This is a genomic window from Paenalcaligenes suwonensis (assembly GCF_011290505.1).
Classification (GTDB): Bacteria; Pseudomonadota; Gammaproteobacteria; order Burkholderiales; family Burkholderiaceae_B; genus Paenalcaligenes; species Paenalcaligenes suwonensis.
Genome location: NZ_JAANPV010000001.1, coordinates 155,859 through 173,274 on the forward strand (window position 1 = coordinate 155,859; position 17,416 = coordinate 173,274).

Sequence of the window (17,416 nt, forward strand, 5' to 3'; positions counted from 1 at the left end):
TATGCCCTTACTTCAAAAATCAAAATCGCTCGTAAATGCGCGGCGAATCGTATAACGCAGCGATTTGTAGATTGTCGTGTGCGTGGTGCCGGCGTATTGTTCGTTCAGCCGTAAGTTGACTTCCTGGCCATTGGCGTCGTCGGCTTGGCGGGTCAACACAAAACGCACCGCTAATTCACGCTCACGCGGGTTGTCGGAGTCCAGATCAAAATGCAGTTCGTGGCTGTCGGAAATCAGTTCGTCGTCATCGGTGTAGATGCCCGCTTGCAATATCCGTGGCTGTGTCTTGTCGGTTACGGGTGTGGTCTGGAAGAACGTCACGGCCAGTTGCCCCGAGGTGATAACGGAACTCGCGCCGCGCAGAATATCCACTTCCACCAAGGCCGTGTCGCTCTGGCGTTTTTTGTGGATCTTCAGCACCGGAATCACGACTTCTTGCAGGGTGGCCCCGCCATGCACGAAGCGGCTGCCTGAACCCTGCAGACGCAGGCGGTTAATCGACTTCGGAATTTGTACCCCGATCTCGCCCTGCAGGCCAAGCTGTGATGGGACAAAAGTGTGTACGCTGGGGTGAGGCTCTAATTCCTTGCCGAGCAGGAAGCGCCTGTTACGAAACAGGACCTTGTCGCTCGCCACATTGGCAGCGAGAAAGTCACTCTCGGCCAATTCGCGGTTTTGATAAATGAAGCCGTGATCGGCAGTCACCAGGATATTGCTGGCGTTCGCTGCGGTCAGCTTCTTCACCAGCTGCACGATGTCGGTCAAGGTTTCTTCAGCTGCGTCAAAGGCCAGGCCTTCCGACTGGAGCTTGTCGCCAGTGTGATCAATACGGTTGTGATACAGGTACAGGACACGATTGGCTTTCAGGACTTCACGGCTTTCTTCACGGTTCAACTGCATGAAATCCTCCGCTTTCATGGCCTGGCCGTGCCCACCAAGCGCCTGCGACAGTATCTTGTTCCGGTTGATAGTGCCTTGGGAACTGACGCCATCAACCAGTACGCCCGCCTGGTCGTTATCGGTGATTTCCAGTTTCTTGTGCGGTAGCAAGGCGGCCATGCCTAGCTGGGTGTAGCTGGGCAGCATGGCCAGCGCCGGCTGTAGCTCGGCGCCATAGCGGTCTTCGCGTCGAATCAGGCTCAGCAATTCTTCACCGATTTCATAGCGCATGGCGTCGGACACAATTACGCACACGCGCGTGTCTCTATCCAGGAAGGGCTGTACCCAGTGCTTGAAAAATTCGTCCTGGCGACGAACAGGCAGGGCTTCCCAGTGCTTGGCGCCATCTACGCAGGCCTGAAAGCGGTCGCCCAGTTTGAGCAGGAAATTATTGGTGTAGAGGTTCTCAATACGTTCTGCTAATGGCCCCATCAGCGATGTCTGGCCAGAATTACGGACGTGGTAGATGAACTTGCGGTAGTGGCGATCCAGCAAGTACCAGGTGCGGCTATAACGCTGCACACCATCGGCGATGCTGGACATTTCCAAACGGGCATCAGCCAGGGCTTGGGTGAATTGCGCAGCAATATCCAGGGCTTCATACAGGTGCTGAAACTGCCCATACCAATGGCTCTGGCGGCGCTGGCGCACCCATTGTGCTACCTCACCGGCAGCAACGGTTTGCCCGGCGACCTCGCGCACCAGGTCACTGATGATTTTCTGGTCAATCAGGCGGAAGTAATCCAGATCCATCAGTGCGCGGTAGTCGCGCGTGCCTAGATCTTGCTCAATGCCCAGTATCTGGGCACATTCATTGGAGAGTGTTTCAAAGGCTTCGGCAAAGAGGCGGCTGTTTTTCCACCGCTTCAGAAACACCAGGGCATCGCCATTCAGCTTTAAGGTGCCGTCCGTTCCCATGGCATAGCAGGACTTGAACAGTTCAATGGCGAAGTCGCGCAGGCTGGGGTTCTCTGAATGGTAAGCAAAGTGGCGACCCAGTTGCTCCCACAGAAAGGCATCGAGCTTGCAACGGGTAATGAGTTTGAACTTGTCGCTGCCATCGTCGGCCAGTTCCTGCAGCAAGTGCTCCAGTACTGCATCGATTCGTGCATCGCTGTCGGCGCAGACGGCCAGCATCTTGATACGAACCTGACCGGCCGTGTCCTGTTTGTGCAGGATTTTCTTCAGAGAGTCACGGCGCTTGGCGGCCTGGAAGAATTCGTTGTGATCCTGTAGCAGGCTCATGAATTCCGGGGTTGGGCTTAGCTCCAGCTCAGATAGCCAGATGGCGTTTTGATCTGTACGGAATTCAGCATGAGCCAGCATGACATCCAGCAGCCAGTTATCCAGCTCGGCAGGTGCGGGGCCATCATGAAAGAGTAGAAACTTGTCTTCGGGGGCCGTACGCAGTATCCGGTGTTTCACGGCAAACTCGTTGTTGGCAAGCTCAATCGGCGTGACATCGGGCAACGCAAGCGAGTCGAAATCGGCCCGGAACTCCCGGTGGCTGTCGTACCAGAATACGATGCGGTGCTTGGTGAACAAGTTGTTCAGCGCTTGAGTGATTCTTGGGTTGCTCATGCTCAGACCCCTTTCAGTTCAGCGACCAGGGCCTGGCCTTGTTCAGTCAGCCGATATTGCTGCAGACGGCTATTGGGTTTGTCAGGCAGCGTCATTTCAATGATGTGTTGGTCTAGCAAATGGCGAATTTGGCGGTTCAGAGCGCCGGAAACGGCTTTCTGGCCAAGCAACTGCGCAAGCTCTGTCTTGCTTGCGGTTTGGTCGGTCAGGAGCAGAACGACTCTAGCTGCAAGCGCCGACTCTAGCCTCGACTCTAGCCTCGACTCTAGCCTCGACTCTGGCCCGGCCTCTGACTCTAGCCTTTCTTCGGTGCTCGGGGCGGCTGCTACCGGAGTTGTAAGAAACACGGTTAGCCGCAAATGCATGCCAATTTCTTCAATGGCTGGTTCGGGCAACCCTTGTTCCTGTGCTTCCCGGAAAATGCGGCTGACGCCGCTGCCCCATTGCTCGATCAGTTTCAGCTCACGAAACACCCGGGCGATAACCCGGTTGCGCAGGTTGGAGACACCGCGCTTCATGGCTTCGACCGTCATGCCTGGCACGAGGATGCCTGGGTTTTCCACTTCGATTCTGTCATCGAAAAAAGCCACCCGGATAGGGGCTCCCTGATGGGAGTAATCCGCATGCACCAGTGCATTAATGACGGCTTCCCGCAGGATCAGCAGGGGGATGCTCCAGACATCCTTGCGCTGAACCTTGGAAAAGTCAGCGCTGCGCATGGCGTGCTTTTTCAGGAAATCCATAATCTGCTCCACACAGAGGGGGAGGTGAGAATGAATTTCGATATGGTCAAAAATACGCGCTTTGTCGGTTCCGATAAATCGTCCGCACTGCACCCAAGCGTCGGGGAAATGTTGCTCGCGATTTTTACCAAACAGCAGGGTTGCGCCTTTGGTGGGTACCAAGCGCCCTTGTTCGCGCACCAGCAACCGCAAGGTCAGTAGCGCTTCCTCTGAGAGGGGATGTTCTGGCCCGAACAAGTGCTGTGCCGCGTCAATGTCCAGGTCAGCGATGCTTAGCTCAGGCATGGCTTGTTCATCGAAGGTCACACCCGTCGTCGAGCGCCTGAGCTCAGCGACAAGTTCCGGACTGGCTGGGCGATTGCTTGACCCCAGGCGTACATACACCCCTTTCTCATGGCCCTCATTTTTAAGATGGTGGGGCCGTGAGCTGCTGGGGTAGGTTTCCACCATCAAGACGTTTTTGCCCTCATGAGTCACGATTTCCACATTGGGCACCAGATGCGGACTGATCGAATCCGCTATCAGATTGCAGAGGCGTTCCTCATCATCCAGTGGCTGTTCTACGCCGATCACCTGGCCATCATCACCGATACCGATCAGCAACTGGCCGCCTGCGCTGTTGGCAAAAGCCACCAGGGTTTTCAGAATATTGCGAGGGGACGACAGATCGCGTTTGAACTCCAGCGTTTTTCCCTCACCGGCAGTCAGTAGTTGTGTGATCGGTGGGTTCATCTCAATCGTCCTTGGTTTCCAAGCCTGGAATTTTCTTCAAGGCAGCGCCGAACTTCGGATAGTTGGCTTTAACACCATCGTCCAGGTCAATCTCTATCTGCCGGGTGGCCAGCGGATAGAGCGTGTCGCGCTCGTAGGCATCCACTTCGGCAATCATCTTGCTGATTTTCTCAGTTTCCTTGAGAGCCTTGGTTTTATCGCTTTGGCTGGTAGAGGCACTGATGCCCAGGGCTTCCAGGTGGTTCTTGCGCGCCAGCAATTTGGCACGGAACTCGCGCAAGTAGTCGTTCAGCACCACGCTGACTGTATCCGGGCGGTAGCGGTGCATGTAGATCAGCGCGTTGAAGCTGCCCTTGGGACTGCTAAACAGCCAGTAGATGGGGCGCTTCTTGTAGCGCCTCACATGGTCGGTGTAGAACTCGCCGAGGAAGTAGTCGCGGATGCCGTAGTTACGCTTGCCCTTGATGTTCAGGCCCTGCTCAACGAAGCGGAGGTTGTCCTCGTAGTGCTCGTCGCCAAAGGCCACGCGCAGGAACTTGCGGAATCGCTCGGCGATGTCGTCGGTGAACCAGTCGCCGTCGAGCATGGGGATGACGTTGTCGTCATCCGCTGGGAAGCTCGGCTCCGGAACTAGCTTCAGGTAGTCCTCGATGGTCTCGCCCTGATTGGCGAGGATCAGCCCCGGCTTGTCTAGCGCGTAGCGGCCGAACATACAGCCGACGGCATAGGAGACCAGCTCGCGCATGGTGTCGGCCAGCAGTAACGCCTCCAACTCGTCTTCGCTCTTGTCGTTGCCGTAGCGGTAGTGCGGGTTGCAGGTCAGGGTGATCTCGTTAAGTTCAATCTTTTCATCCAGCTCATCCTGCAGTCCGTAGGCGTCGATGAAGATACGGTTGTTCTCTTGCTCCAGTCGTTGCATCTCCAGGGTCACTTCCAGCCACTGGGCGCGGAGCTTCTGGTAGGTGGCCTTCAGAGTTGACTGACGGTTGTCGGGATTCAGCAGCGGCAGGCTGGTGAAGTCCCAGGAGGTTTCGTAGGAGTTCCAATCGTCACCAGAAAGGTTCACCAAAGATTTAACAATGCCATCTACAGCGTTTTTATCAACATCGACTAAAGGGATGCTTTGAATCTCGCCGACGTTCATGTTGATCGTCGGATTCATCAATTTTGTAATGTATTCCGTTACTGGAGTATTCACCAACCCTAGCAACAGGAATAGGTCCTCTTCGTTTTTGGGAAATAACGTGGGGGCAGCGAGGTTAAAAATTTCATCCTTGCTAACAACCCTAAATGACTGTTTTCCAGTGGTTATAAGTGTCCAACAAAAGCCTTTTTTCCACCATAAATATTCTGGCAATATCCTAGCGACACGGTCACTTCGATAATGCTTTCTCGCTGTTTCAGACCAGTCTATTAGATTGTCAACATTTCCATACCAACGGCGAAAACCACCACCCTTTGGATGTTTGACCCATTTGTTTTCTACTCCTATTGATGAAGCATTAACCTCCCAGAGACATCTTAGGTATTTGTCGTTGTCTCCCGTTTTTGTTTGCCCATCAGAAATTGTTAAAGACTCAATCTTTGGTCTATTAAAAGCATTTTTGATTCGCTCACTTGCCCAGTAGGCGAATGGGCTTCCTGGTATTTTTTTGAAGTCGATAGCAGAAGCGAGATGATGGATTTCTGGCATTTCGCCTTTTATAGCTTTGACTAAAAGACGCATTTTTTCTTGTTCATTTCGTCCTTCAACTAGGCGAATATTTGATGCCTTGTAAGCCATGTCAGAGGCATTCTTCAGAACAAAAGCCACTGTAGAAACAACTTCTCCTCCTATGCTGTCGAATGCACGCGGCCCCAGATGAGCTAATGAAATGAGAGTTTTCTGGGTTAACAATTTAGTTCTTAAGCTTTCAAATGAAGTCAAAAACATCCAGCTTTGCATGGTTATCATCGCAACAAAAGATCTTGCATCCCCAAGATCGAGATTGCGTTCAATAAACATCGCAAACAGATCAGATTTGCTGGCCTTGTAATTCTCTTGAGCAAAAACTTTCAAACGGTTATTCATGCCGCCTCCACCCATATACGGCGGATTGGCAATCACCACATGGTATTTCGGGCTCAGGTAATCAGCCTGCCGCAAGGCTTGCAGCACCTTCTGATGAGTCATGCTGATAAACAGCTGCCCGGAGACGTTTTTTGACTCCAGGATCTTGAGCATGCCGTCCACGTCGGTAACATCGGGACGAATCAGGGAGCCGAAGTTGTCGGCCTCTTCGAACTGGCGCAGGGTGGTTTGCAGCGGCGCGGTGAACAGGTCACGCCCGACAAAGTCCATGTAGCTCTTCAGCTCGCCCTCGTCGAAATGGACGTTCTCCAGCACGCAGATGTTTGGCTTGACCCCCTTGTTGAAGAACCGGCGTTGCTTGGCGCGGGCCTTCATGGTCAGGGCGAACGCCGCCAGTTCCCCGGCGCGTTCGTCGATCTCGATGCCGTAGAGGTTATTCGTTAGGATCTTTTCCGGAATCTCGGCGGGCTCGTAGCCTTCCTCCTCGTAGATGGCGTAGAGCAGGTCAAAGGCATAGGTGAGCATGTGGCCGGAGCCGCAGGCCGGGTCGCAAATCTTGATCTCTTCCGGCTTGCTGATGCGCAGGAAATCCGTCTCGGCCTGTTCGGGTTTGATGTAGTAGTCCATCTTCTCGACCAGCTTCGAGCCGGGACGATTGAGCAGCCACAGGCGGCCGAGGGAATTTTCCACCAGGTAGCGCACGATCCAGTGCGGGGTGAAGAGCTGGGTGGCGGCCGGGATATTGTTGGGAGTGATCTTCTGGTTCTTTTTCAGGCCGTCAAAGATCTGGTCTTTCTTTTCAGAGATGTAGAACTGATACAGCCAGCCAATCACTTCCACGCTTTCGCAGGCGTCTGGTGTCATCGCCTCGCGGGTGTAGGCCAGAATGGAATTCTCCGACAGTAGGTCGTCGGGCAGCAACAGTTCGGTGTAGTCGTCGATGTGCTGGAACAAGAAAGGCATATTCCGGTGCCAGTCGCGGCAGGCGGCGACCACCAGCAGGTGGTAGGCTTCGCCTTGTGAGTCGCGGCTGGGGGTGCGGCCCGACAATAAGCTTTGGATTTCCTGACGCACGGTGGCAGGCACCATATCTTCGTCGATATGGCCCATTTTGGCCTCGGCCAGAATCTCGGGCTGAAATTGGCCTTCGGCGGGTGATACTACACCCACCCGCGTGTAGCGGTTCACGTCCATGAAGCGCAGAGCGCAGAAACGGTTGAACCAGATATAGGCCACGCGTTCAATCACGTGTTCCCGGCTATTGTCGGCGATGGCCTTTTCCAGTGTTTTGACCGCTTCAGTGCTTTCACGGCGAGCCAGGCTGTCTGTGGTCAGTACAGAGTCAAGCTTCAAACCCACCTGTTCGATCAAACTGCTACGGGCGAACTGAGCGAACTTCTTTAATTTTGAGGTGTCCATCCTTCCTACCCTTTAAATCTGCACTTTGTGACCTTGCTGCACTTCGCTGAGCAAGGCTTTACGTAAGGCATCCAGGTAATTATCAATATCGGTTTCTGTTGCCAGCCACGCCTTGGGGTAGTCGGGTTTTAAACTGCGGGCCGGTACGATTTTTGGGGCGGCAGGGGGTACGGGCGTTGGCGCAGACGGCTGTGGTACGTCTTGAATGCGGTTGCTGTTGTCTGAGCCCGAGCTGATGGGCTCGGGGGTGAGGGCTTGTTGTCCTAAGGCTGCGGTTCTTTCCAGCAAGGTGGCATACCCCTGCTCTTCGAAGTGGTGCATGCGGTCGTTTATGGCCGCGATCAGCGTTGTCTGTTCAATGTACTGTTGCAAGTCCTGGAAGGGTCGGTTGAGCTCTTCCTGCCTGGGGGCGGGTAAGGCCTGGTACTCTTCCATGCCTTGCAGTCGGGATTGCAAGCCACTCAGTTTTGCGAGCGCCTGATCTGTGGCCTGTTTGATTGCAGCAGTGACTTCAGCCCTTAAAGTGTCTACCAGCCCTTTGAGCTGCTGCATGCGGTTGCTGCGGTAGCACTTGGGGTCAGCCAGAATGGCCTGGATCTGTTTTGGCGTGTCGCTTTCAAGGTAGTGAAAGTTCGATTCCTGTGACTGCAACAGGTTTCGAGCTTCCAGGTAGATCTCTTTCTGTGACCCCCCCATAAAACTGAGGATGGGGTCCAGGATGTCTTCTTTCAGGGCCAGCAGCTTGTCTTCTTGCTGGCGCAGTTCGGTCAGCCACCATGTGTAAGGTTTGCCGGCCAAATCTTGCAGGGTCTGTTGCACCGGTTGCAGGTTCTCCAGAAATGGAAAACGGTCTGCCTGCGCAAGCTGTGGTTTGATTTTTTCGTTTATCAGGCGCTGGGCATTGGCCGAGGCTTCCTTACCCAGGGCTTTGGCTTCGCTGCTGCTGGGCGGGCCAAAGAACTCCTCATGGAACTCTTTCAGCGCGCGAACCTGAGATGCGGTGAACTCGATCTGCGGTTCCAACACTAAATGCCCATGGGCGCTGGTGTTGCGCAGGGCTTGCTCCAACGCATCGGTTTCCAGCAGATTGCTGTCGCTGCGTGCTTCCAGCTTGCCGCGGGCCCACAGGTTGGCCGTCAGGCACAGGATCGCGGCGTAGTACCAGCCGTAAGGCTTGCGCTCGAACCGTTCCAGCACGCTCTTGAGAGTGGTGCGAACACCTTCACGCTGATTGCCGTGAATAAAGGCCAAAATTTCTTGCTCGGATTCCGGCAGAGTGGCAGCATCATTGCCGATCAGACCGTCAGTGGCCAATTCCAGGCAGCGGCGGATATCGTTTTCGGTGTAAACGACACCGCGCAGCATGGAAAGGTTGGGGTACACCCGGCTAACCAACTCATGGAAGCCACGGGTGATGCGTGTGGCAGGTTCATTGGCCGTGACTTCGACATCGGCCCCGGCAATCATCAGCCTGGCGTTGCCGATCAGCTCGTGCACCAGCAGGCGGATGCGCGCTTCGCGCTGCTGATTCTGGTGGCCTTTGTCATACAGAATGCGTTTGGTGGTTTCATTCTGGGTAATGGAAATGTTCTGCCGGATGTAGCGTTCAGTTCTCTTGTACATCAGCAGTTCGCGCATCAACTGTTCGTCAGGCCGCATCACGACAAACAGCGCTTCCATCTGGTAGGCCGAAGCAGTGCGCAGCATCTGCTCGCTTTCCACGTGCTCATGAAACGGGCTGATCACGTGAATGCTCAGTTCGTGATCGCGGCCGTGCAGGCGGTCGTCCAGACGCCGGGCGAAAGAGTAATCCTGACCCTGGTTGGCTGAAGTACCCAGGCTCACTCGGATCTTGCGCTGCCCTAGCACTTGGTCAAACACAATCTTTTGAAGCTCCTCGGCAACGTCGGTGGTATCGACATCGGTGTTTTTGATTTCCTGTTCGATGTCTTTTTCTTCGTCACTCAGAAATTCGAACAGCTCGCCGTTACGCTGGATGTAGGTCTGGTTTTCCAGCAGGTTAAGCGCTTCTTCCACGCGGTGCTTCAGGCCGGGTAGGTCTTGTTCGAAGCCTTCCAGCATCAATACACACAGGTTGCGTATCGAGGGCTTGAACTCCTTTACATACTTGACCAAGAACAGCGCTTTCAGCAGGCGTACTGCGAACTCATCGCCCAGGTGTTGCTCTGCCTGTAAGATGGCGCGTTGAATGTTGGATTTCAGCGCGGTGCGGATGCCTTCGAACATCCTGTCAAATGTGGCCAACTGGCCCACATTGGTGTCGCGGATCTGTATGATGACTTGCTGGAATACGCCCAGCATGGATCGTTCACCGACAGAGCTGTGCTTGCCTTCAAAGGCGTTCTGTTTCGACAGGTTCTGTATGGATGCCTGAAACAGCGCGAACTGATACGGAATGAAGGGGTAGCTATTGACGAAGTGTTCCTGATCGCGGAAGTTCTGATAATGCTGGCTACCATCCGCGAAATCGAACAGGGTTTTAAAATTGTTCGATTGGGCATGGTAGATCTGTGCGAGTTGGGTGGCGCCGTCTTCCGTCTTGGCCAACAGGCGCTTTTGGATCACTTCGGCAACGTCTTGCGACGTTAACTTCATGCGATTGGAAAAACGCGCCTGAATCTTGGTGAAGTCGTTTTCCTGGCGCTTGTTCATTTCACCCAGAACCGTGCTCATGTCCTCTTGCGCGGTGACGATGATCCACGCGCGGCCACGGCATTTCGTGGCCAGGCTTTCTGCAATGGTTTGCAGATTGGTCATTAGCTTGGTGTTCTCGGCAATGTATTGCCCCACTTCATCGACAAAGAAGTTCAGGCGAAATTCCGGCCCTTGTTGGTCTACCCAGCGCCGCACCTGCTCGGCGAAGTCTTCAATGGACACCCGATACTGAGCACGGTATTTGTCTAGAATGCCCAATGCCTGGTCTGCCTCGGTGGCGGTGGCCTGAGCATAGGCTTGCGCAATGTTGCGATTTTCGAGCAGGGCCTGTTCGCGCCCGATGTGCCAGGGTTTGCCGGCGACCGCCTCGAATGCTTGTTTGAAGGCTCCGTATTGGCCTCGACTATCAAGGTCGCGCTCGAACTGGGCAATGTGACCCTGATTGCCGTAGTAGCCGCACATCTCATCGAAGACCTTCACGAACACTGATAGCAGGGCATCAATTTCAGTCTTACTGATGATGGCGGCTTTCTGGTCGATGTTGAACAGAATGCTCTTTGATGGAACGGCTACGGCCTTTTTCAGGTCGGCGCGTAGCATCTCGTTGCTACCGCATTTGGGCAAGAACAGATCCAGCGTGCTGGCGCCGTCTATGGAGCGGTTCTCCAGCACCAGGGCCAGCATTTTCAGCAAGTGCGACTTACCAGAGCCGAAGAAGCCGGATATCCACACCCCGTTCGCATGGGTGTAGTTGTTGTAGGCCTCAAGAAAAGCCTCCAGCCGCTTTTCCACCTCGTTGGTGAGGACATATTCCTCGATTTCGAGGCGCAGGCTGGCTTCGTCGTCGGCCTTGATGACGCCTTCAATGGGGCGATCGACCGGTTTGCTGAAAATGGATTTCAAATGCATGCCGCTTTCCTCGTTCATACTTCGAAGTGATAGATGTTGAAGGCCCGGTAGTACTTGTCATCGTGCAGGCGTCCGAACAGATCCAGCGACGCGCCGGATATCTGCGACTGGGTATACAAGCCAGGAAAGAACATGACAGTGGGCTTTTCTTTGGCTGTGCTTTGCAGGTTGTTCAGCACGTTGTGGGAACGAATGTAGGGGAAGACTTCACCTACACCGGATAAAAACAGGATGTCGAAGGTGTGCGTAGCCAACTTCTGTGCAATGGCGGGCACCAGGTGGCTTTCAGGATCCAGTACCCCCTGCAACAGCTCCTTGAGCTCTTCCTTACTGACGGTAGGCTCTACTTCCAGTATTTGTTCCCAGATACCGCGTGTGTGCAGAAGTTCGATGGTCAGGTCGTAAAGATTGATCTCCAGAACCTGGACACCCTTTTGCTCAAGATGCTGGGTTAGCTGTCTGCGTAGGCGGTCCATCGCCACCGCCTCTTCAGGCGGGTAGGGGCAGATGAAGAAGGGAACCTCATTGCCCAACCCTTGCTTTTGCAGAAAACGCTGCCCCGACATGACCGCACAAAGGTGGTCAAAGCGTTCTTTTATTGGACGGCGAGCGATGTCGTGAGGCATGGGTCAGGTCTTGATCTGTGTGTCGAAAGTGGGGAAGTACAGGGCTTCTTCGGGACGACCCTGACGGAGCAATTGCGCGAGTTGGGGGTTAAGCTGAACACCCTGAATGGTGCGTTGTGTAGACAGCAAACCTGCTTCGCGCAGTAGGCGGAACAACACCTGACGCAGCTTGTTGTGTGTGGATGGGCTGATCGAATCCAGCTCGGTGTGCCATTGCGCCTTACGGTTGAAGAAAGCATCAAACTCTTCAAGCGGTAGCTCGTACTTCAACGACAAATACCGTTCGCGTACGACTTCGGCAGCGAATTCGGCAACAAAGGGGTAGCAACGGCAGACAGCCAGCCATAAGACCTGGGCTTGGTGCGGCTCGGTGGCTTTGGTCAGTAATTCCAGCTCTGCGGGACTGAGGGTTTCCAGGCGAGTAGTCAGTTCGCGCAACAGGCGACGCAAGGAACTTTGTGTCCTGACCTGCAGCAGGTTCTCGGAGAACGCCTCGCTGCTTACTTGTTCCCAGTTTCCCAGATCCAGATAACGCTGTGCCAGTATTGCGGATTCACGAATACATAGGCTGGCTGCCGTGAAGGACATGCGATAACCCGTGGAAGGTGAAGCAATGGGGGTCATTCGTGATGCTCCGCCGCGCCACCGGCCTTCACCCAGGCGTCTACTTCGTCGCGCTTGAACTTCCATAATCTGCCCATCCGGTGGGCAGGCATGGCGTGCTTGTCGATCCATTTGTACACGGTGTCGTTGCTGACCCCAAGGTACTTACAAATGTCGTGGATGGACAGCCAACGGTCGTCGAGTTCGGTCATGGGTGTAGTGAGCAACGTGAACACAATAACGGGACAAAGATGCCCCATACGATAAAGTAACAATATCTTTGCTTCGGCCTGATGTCAAACGCTCGTTGCCGATTTGAACCGAAGGAACAAGGTTACCGTAATTGTTTGTATCAGTTTGGTGCAAGGGGCTGGGCGAGCGATGTGTTTTCTAATCAGGCTGTTGTAATACTTGTATATCCAAGATTTTTGCAGAATGTGCCCTAGCTGTGCCCTACAAACAAAAATGGCCTCCCGTGTGGGAGGCCATTTTCTGCGGTAACCCGCTTTAATACTTGGTGCCGGCTAAAGGAGTTGAACCCTCGACCTTCGCATTACAAGTGCGAAAGAAATAGTATTTTTTGATATTTATTGATGTTGATTGAAAAAGACAAAGATCATGTTTTATGCGGTTTTTGGGGTGATTTAAAAGATGCGAAGGTTGATTAATGTTGAGTGGTATTCCATAATTTTGTTTACATAGTGCTTACATGGGGCGGTGTAAACAATGAGCAAGCGAGTAAAACTGACGGCAGGTAGGGTACGGGAGTTTGGCTGCCCTGAAGGAAAGAGCCAAGCCTTCTTATGGGATAGTGATGCACCTGGGTTTGCATTACGTGCTACCGCTGGAGCAAAGGCTTTTATCTTTCAAGGAAGGTTAGGAGGTAAAAGTATCCGAGTAACTATCGGCGATGTAAATGCATGGACAATTGATAAAGCACGTGAGAAAGCCCGTAACTTGCAAATCATTATTGATGATGGCCGAGACCCTCGAGAAGTAAAGGCTGAAGCAACCGCTGCTGATACAGCCAAGCGCGCTAGGGCTATATTAGACAGAGCGCCTGCGCTAGATGCCTGGAATGATTACCTTAAAGCACGTACCAGCAAATGGAGTGCTCGCACTTTGTTAGATCATCAACGCTTATCCGATGCTGGGGGAAAGCTAAAATCAAGAGGGCGTAAAAAAGGAGAAGGTGATAAAACCTTATCGGGGCCGCTGTACGGTCTGTTGCAGCTCCCTTTGGTGAAAATCGACCGCACTGCTATTACAGATTGGTTGCGAGAGCAACAGCACCGCCCTACTGTGGCACGTAGCGCTTTTGTTCGATTACGCGCTTTTCTTAACTGGTGTTCTGATAGGCCAGAGTACAAGGGGCAGGCGAAGCCTGATGCTTGCAGTACTCGAGTGATGCGTGCTGAGTTACCTAAAGCACAAGCCAAAGACGATTGCCTGCAACGTGAGCAGTTGGCGCTATGGTTTCAATACGTGCGAGCCATTGCTAATCCGGTTATTAGTGCTTACTTACAAACAGCCTTGCTGACTGGCGCACGTCGTGAGGAAGTGGCCGAGTTGCAATGGACTGATATTGATTTTCAGTGGGAGAGCCTAACCATACGCGATAAAGTGGAAGGCACACGCACCATACCCATGACGCCATATGTTAAAAGCTTGCTGCTGAACTTGCAGCGACTTAATAGCATGCCATCAAATGTTCACCACTTAGATCGATTAAAAGAGCAAGGTAAAACTTGGAAGCCTTCGCAGTGGGTGTTCTTTAGTCCGACCGCTGCCAGTGGGCGTATACAAGAACCGCGAGTTGCTCATAACAAGGCCATACAGGCTGCCGGATTACCTCACCTGACCATACATGGTCTGCGCCGTTCTTTTGGTACTTTGGCAGAATGGGTGGAGTGTCCTGCTGGTGTAGTGGCACAACTTCAAGGTCATAAGCCTAGCGCGACTGCTGAAAAACATTACCGCCGTCGCCCCTTGGATTTGCTGCGTATGTGGCATTCCAAAATTGAGGGTTGGATATTAGATCAGGCTGGTATTGAGCAGAATGACAAGCAATCTGAAAAGTTAAAGCTCATTACTTCTGTACTGTGACTGGCTAGCAGATGTGGGGTTGGCAGTGTGAACAGACAAGAAGGGATAGGCAATGAAAAATATTGGATACAGCGACTTCCTACGGATATGTCAAATTGATGAGTGCCTAGACACTTGGTGTGATTGGTTATCTATTCGGCCAGATGGGGTATACATCAAGGTCCCAAGCACGGAGATCTGGTTGATGCCTGAAGAGCGGGCTGAATTAACTGGATATCATCCTACGGGTAATTTAAGCGAGCCGGTGTTAGCGTTTCCATGCAGCATTAGAGAGCTCATGTCGTTCCTGAATATGCAGGCTATAGGGATAGAAATAGATGAAAAGCACATGTCCCCAGAACAGTATGAGGAGGTGATAGCGTGTTTAGGGGCTACACAAACTACGTATAGGGTTAGCAGTCGAATGCATGCGCTTGACCATATTATTAATATGGCGAGGGGAGCGGTTAACGAGCCTAATAACTATCAGTCTGTATGGGCTGAAATGGTGCGGATTGCAGAATTAGAGTTTCCGCCATCACCGATCAAGGAGTACGTTGAAGGTGAGGGAATCAAGTATGTAGTGTATACGCAGGATGAGGACGCTGTTAGGTTCTTCACTAAGAATGCGTTACGGAAGAAAATGGTGCGGCAAGGCCGTTAGTGGTCACTAGTGGCCACAGGTGGACACTAGTATATGAGTTTGTGTATCTACGATAAAGAATCTGAATCACCTGCAATTTATTAAGGTGATTGGGCATGAATACTTCACAAGCTTATAAGGTGCCTGCTATCGGGATGTCCTTAGATTTTCCTTCTCTTGAAACTATTAATCGTCCGGCAGTAGATACCGCTACTGCTGCATACTATTTAAATCGAAAACCACAGACATTACGTGTATGGGCTTGTCTGGAAAATGGACCGATCAAGCCTATTCGTGTGAATGGTCGTCTTGCGTGGCGCGTGGCTGACATAAAAGCAGTGATGGAGGTATGAAATGAAAGACACCTCTAATTACAGCAAAACTGTTATGTATGTTACAGCCCTAGATCATTTGTATGTGGGCCGGTCTACCTCCCGCGAGGTTCAGCGTCAGCATATCTTGAAGGTGTTACGTCAAGGCCCCAAAACAAGTTATGACCGACGAAGCCTTGGTGACTTTCATCGTCGCTGTGCTAGGTATCCTTTTTGCTCAGAATCAGTACAGGGGAATGTCGATGCGTAGCAATCTGTATAAATATCCCTTACGTCCTGAATTTGAAAATATACCCATCGAATTAAAAGAACGTGCGTGTTGGGTGACATGGGATGCAGCAAAAAAACCATTTGATCCAAGGATGACAAACGGGTTAGCGAACGTCAACGATCCAGAGACATGGGGGACGTTTGAGGTGGCACGAACCGCTTATGAAGAAGGGGGAAGAGAGGGTGTTGGTATTGTGTTGGATGGTGATGGTCTTGTGGGTGTTGATCTTGATGATTGTGTTGAGAATGGTAGGCCTAATCCACAAGCTATTGCCCTACTAGATCGCATAGGCTGTAAGTATATTGAGTTTTCGCCATCAGGGAATGGTTTGCGTGGTTTTGGGCTCTCCAAAGAGCCTCCTAAGCGCTGTAAAGGCATTATTGATGGGATTAAGGTGGAACTGTATTCAGAGAAACGTTATCTCACTGTCACTGGCCATGCTTGGCGCGTAGGGGCTATTGTTTTTCTTCCTGGTTTTATATCTATGTCGGCTGAACTTAGACCTACAGAAGAGAACAGAAGAGCACGGAGGATTACAGAGGATCACACAGGTCATCTTCTGTACTCTTCTGTAGGTGTTCCACACCATACAATTCCTACCGAAGAAGGTCAGAGGAATAAGGCTCTATTTGAATTGGCTCGATATTTAAGGGGGAAAATGCCGAACGAATCACTTTACGAGCTTCGGCCAATTGTGCAGGAATGGCATAGATTGGCATTACCTGTTATCGGAACTAAAGACTTTGGTATTACATGGGCTGACTTCTCCCGAGGCTGGGAACAGGTTCGCTTTCCTACGGGTGTAGTCCTAGATAATGCGCTGCAAGGGTTTGAGAGAGACCCTTTACCGGAGGGGGTTCAAGCATTAGGGTATGGAGAGTACGGAAATGCATTGATCAAGATTTGTTTACGTCTTGCTAGATATCACGAGCCAGAACCTTTTTTCATCAGTGCGCGGCAAGCAGGAGAGCTATTGAAGATGCACTTTACAGAGGCTGCCAAATTACTTGCTGCTTTGTTGAAAGATGGTGTTATCGATCTTGTGGAAAAAGGTGCGGGTAAACGTGCTAGTCGCTATCGTTGGGCTTTCTCTTAGCGGCAACTACACTCCCGCTGATGGAATGGGTAAGCAATAGTAAGTATCAACGAGTTATTTCAATCATAGGGTAAGACGTGATGCTCTATGAGATCTAGGTCAGAAGAGGGAGTAATGATGGAGCAATACAGATGGGCTGAGTGTTGGCATTTGTTAGCATTTCTCGCTTTGGTATCAGCTAATTTTTCCTAAGTTAATAATGGTAGTTAGTGGCTCGCTCATTTTCTTCGTCTGTAGCTTTCCGTAGTAGTAAACCTCGCATATACGTGAGTATTGCATCTGTGCTTATGGGAGCATCTTCTGGAGCGGTTTTATTCCCGCTTTCGCTGTCCTCTTGATCATAAAGCCAGTCAAAACCTTCGTCAGTTTGAGCCCAAAGTGTCAATCTAGCAGCATGGTCGAGCAGATGGATGCGCTCTAATACGATCTGATCAATAACTTCTTGATAGGCGAACCAGTAAAATGACTCTCCTGCTTGTTGCTGAAAGCAGATTTCATCCCATAAGTTGAGTAGTGGCGAATCATCACCTGAGAACAATGCATTACCTCCAAGCTGTTTGAGGTGTTTTTTTGAGTGAGCAATAATGCTTGTTTCGATTCGTTCTGCAAATGTTCTGATGATGTATCGTTCGATGCGCATTTTACTTTTCTAGGGTAGATTCAGTGGATGGAAACGTATGGCAAAAAATA

The 17,416-nt window shown here is 52.0% G+C and carries 12 protein-coding genes; 4 read left to right on the forward strand and 8 right to left on the reverse strand.

Annotated features, from left to right (window positions below; genetic code table 11):
- Positions 1-12: 12 nt before the first annotated feature.
- The 7 genes from pglZ to GY634_RS00700 are packed head-to-tail and all read right to left on the reverse strand — an operon-like array spanning position 13 to position 12,511.
- The gene (pglZ, locus tag GY634_RS00670) at positions 13-2,520 is read right to left on the reverse strand and encodes a BREX-1 system phosphatase PglZ type A (protein WP_166406659.1); all 2,508 of its coding nucleotides are present in this window, start codon (positions 2,518-2,520) and stop codon (positions 13-15) included.
- 2 nt (positions 2,521-2,522) lie between these two features.
- Positions 2,523-3,995 (reverse strand): AlbA family DNA-binding domain-containing protein, encoded by a 1,473-nt coding sequence (locus GY634_RS00675; protein ID WP_166406660.1) that lies wholly within the window; start codon positions 3,993-3,995, stop codon positions 2,523-2,525.
- Between the two features lies 1 nt (position 3,996).
- The gene (pglX, locus tag GY634_RS00680; protein WP_166406661.1) at positions 3,997-7,485 is read right to left on the reverse strand and encodes a BREX-1 system adenine-specific DNA-methyltransferase PglX; all 3,489 of its coding nucleotides are present in this window, start codon (positions 7,483-7,485) and stop codon (positions 3,997-3,999) included.
- Positions 7,486-7,497: 12 nt separating this feature from the next.
- Entirely contained in the window at positions 7,498-11,070 is a 3,573-nt protein-coding gene (brxC, locus tag GY634_RS00685; protein ID WP_166406662.1) for a BREX system P-loop protein BrxC, read from the reverse strand.
- Between the two features lie 14 nt (positions 11,071-11,084).
- Complete coding sequence (locus GY634_RS00690; protein WP_121737845.1) at positions 11,085-11,696, reverse strand: DUF1788 domain-containing protein; 612 nt, start codon at positions 11,694-11,696, stop codon at positions 11,085-11,087.
- 3 nt (positions 11,697-11,699) lie between these two features.
- Positions 11,700-12,320: a DUF1819 family protein gene (locus GY634_RS00695; protein WP_166406663.1), complete on the reverse strand. Its 621-nt coding sequence runs from the start codon at positions 12,318-12,320 to the stop codon at positions 11,700-11,702.
- Positions 12,317-12,511 carry a helix-turn-helix domain-containing protein gene (locus GY634_RS00700; protein WP_121737843.1) on the reverse strand — a complete coding sequence of 65 codons (195 nt, stop codon included), beginning with the start codon at positions 12,509-12,511 and terminating at the stop codon, positions 12,317-12,319. The genes GY634_RS00695 and GY634_RS00700 overlap by 4 nt, the downstream gene beginning before the upstream one ends.
- Positions 12,512-13,025: 514 nt before the next feature.
- On the opposite strand from GY634_RS00700, the gene GY634_RS00705 reads away from it, so the two are divergent.
- The 4 genes from GY634_RS00705 (at position 13,026) to GY634_RS00720 (ending at position 16,726) form a co-directional block, all read left to right on the forward strand.
- Positions 13,026-14,405, forward strand: a complete 1,380-nt coding sequence (locus GY634_RS00705; protein ID WP_166406664.1) for a tyrosine-type recombinase/integrase — start codon at positions 13,026-13,028, stop codon at positions 14,403-14,405.
- Positions 14,406-14,589: 184 nt separating this feature from the next.
- Positions 14,590-15,048 carry a hypothetical protein gene (locus tag GY634_RS00710; RefSeq protein ID WP_166406665.1) on the forward strand — a complete coding sequence of 153 codons (459 nt, stop codon included), beginning with the start codon at positions 14,590-14,592 and terminating at the stop codon, positions 15,046-15,048.
- A 95-nt stretch (positions 15,049-15,143) separates the two neighbouring features.
- Positions 15,144-15,380, forward strand: coding sequence for a DNA-binding protein (locus GY634_RS00715; RefSeq protein WP_423227279.1), 237 nt, complete (start codon positions 15,144-15,146; stop codon positions 15,378-15,380).
- Positions 15,381-15,520: 140 nt separating this feature from the next.
- Positions 15,521-16,726: a hypothetical protein gene (locus GY634_RS00720; RefSeq protein WP_166406666.1), complete on the forward strand. Its 1,206-nt coding sequence runs from the start codon at positions 15,521-15,523 to the stop codon at positions 16,724-16,726.
- Between the two features lie 193 nt (positions 16,727-16,919).
- On the opposite strand, the gene GY634_RS00725 is transcribed toward GY634_RS00720, so the two are convergent.
- On the reverse strand, positions 16,920-17,366 hold the full coding sequence (locus tag GY634_RS00725) for a hypothetical protein (protein WP_166406667.1): 447 nt from the start codon (positions 17,364-17,366) through the stop codon (positions 16,920-16,922).
- Positions 17,367-17,416 lie beyond the last annotated feature (50 nt).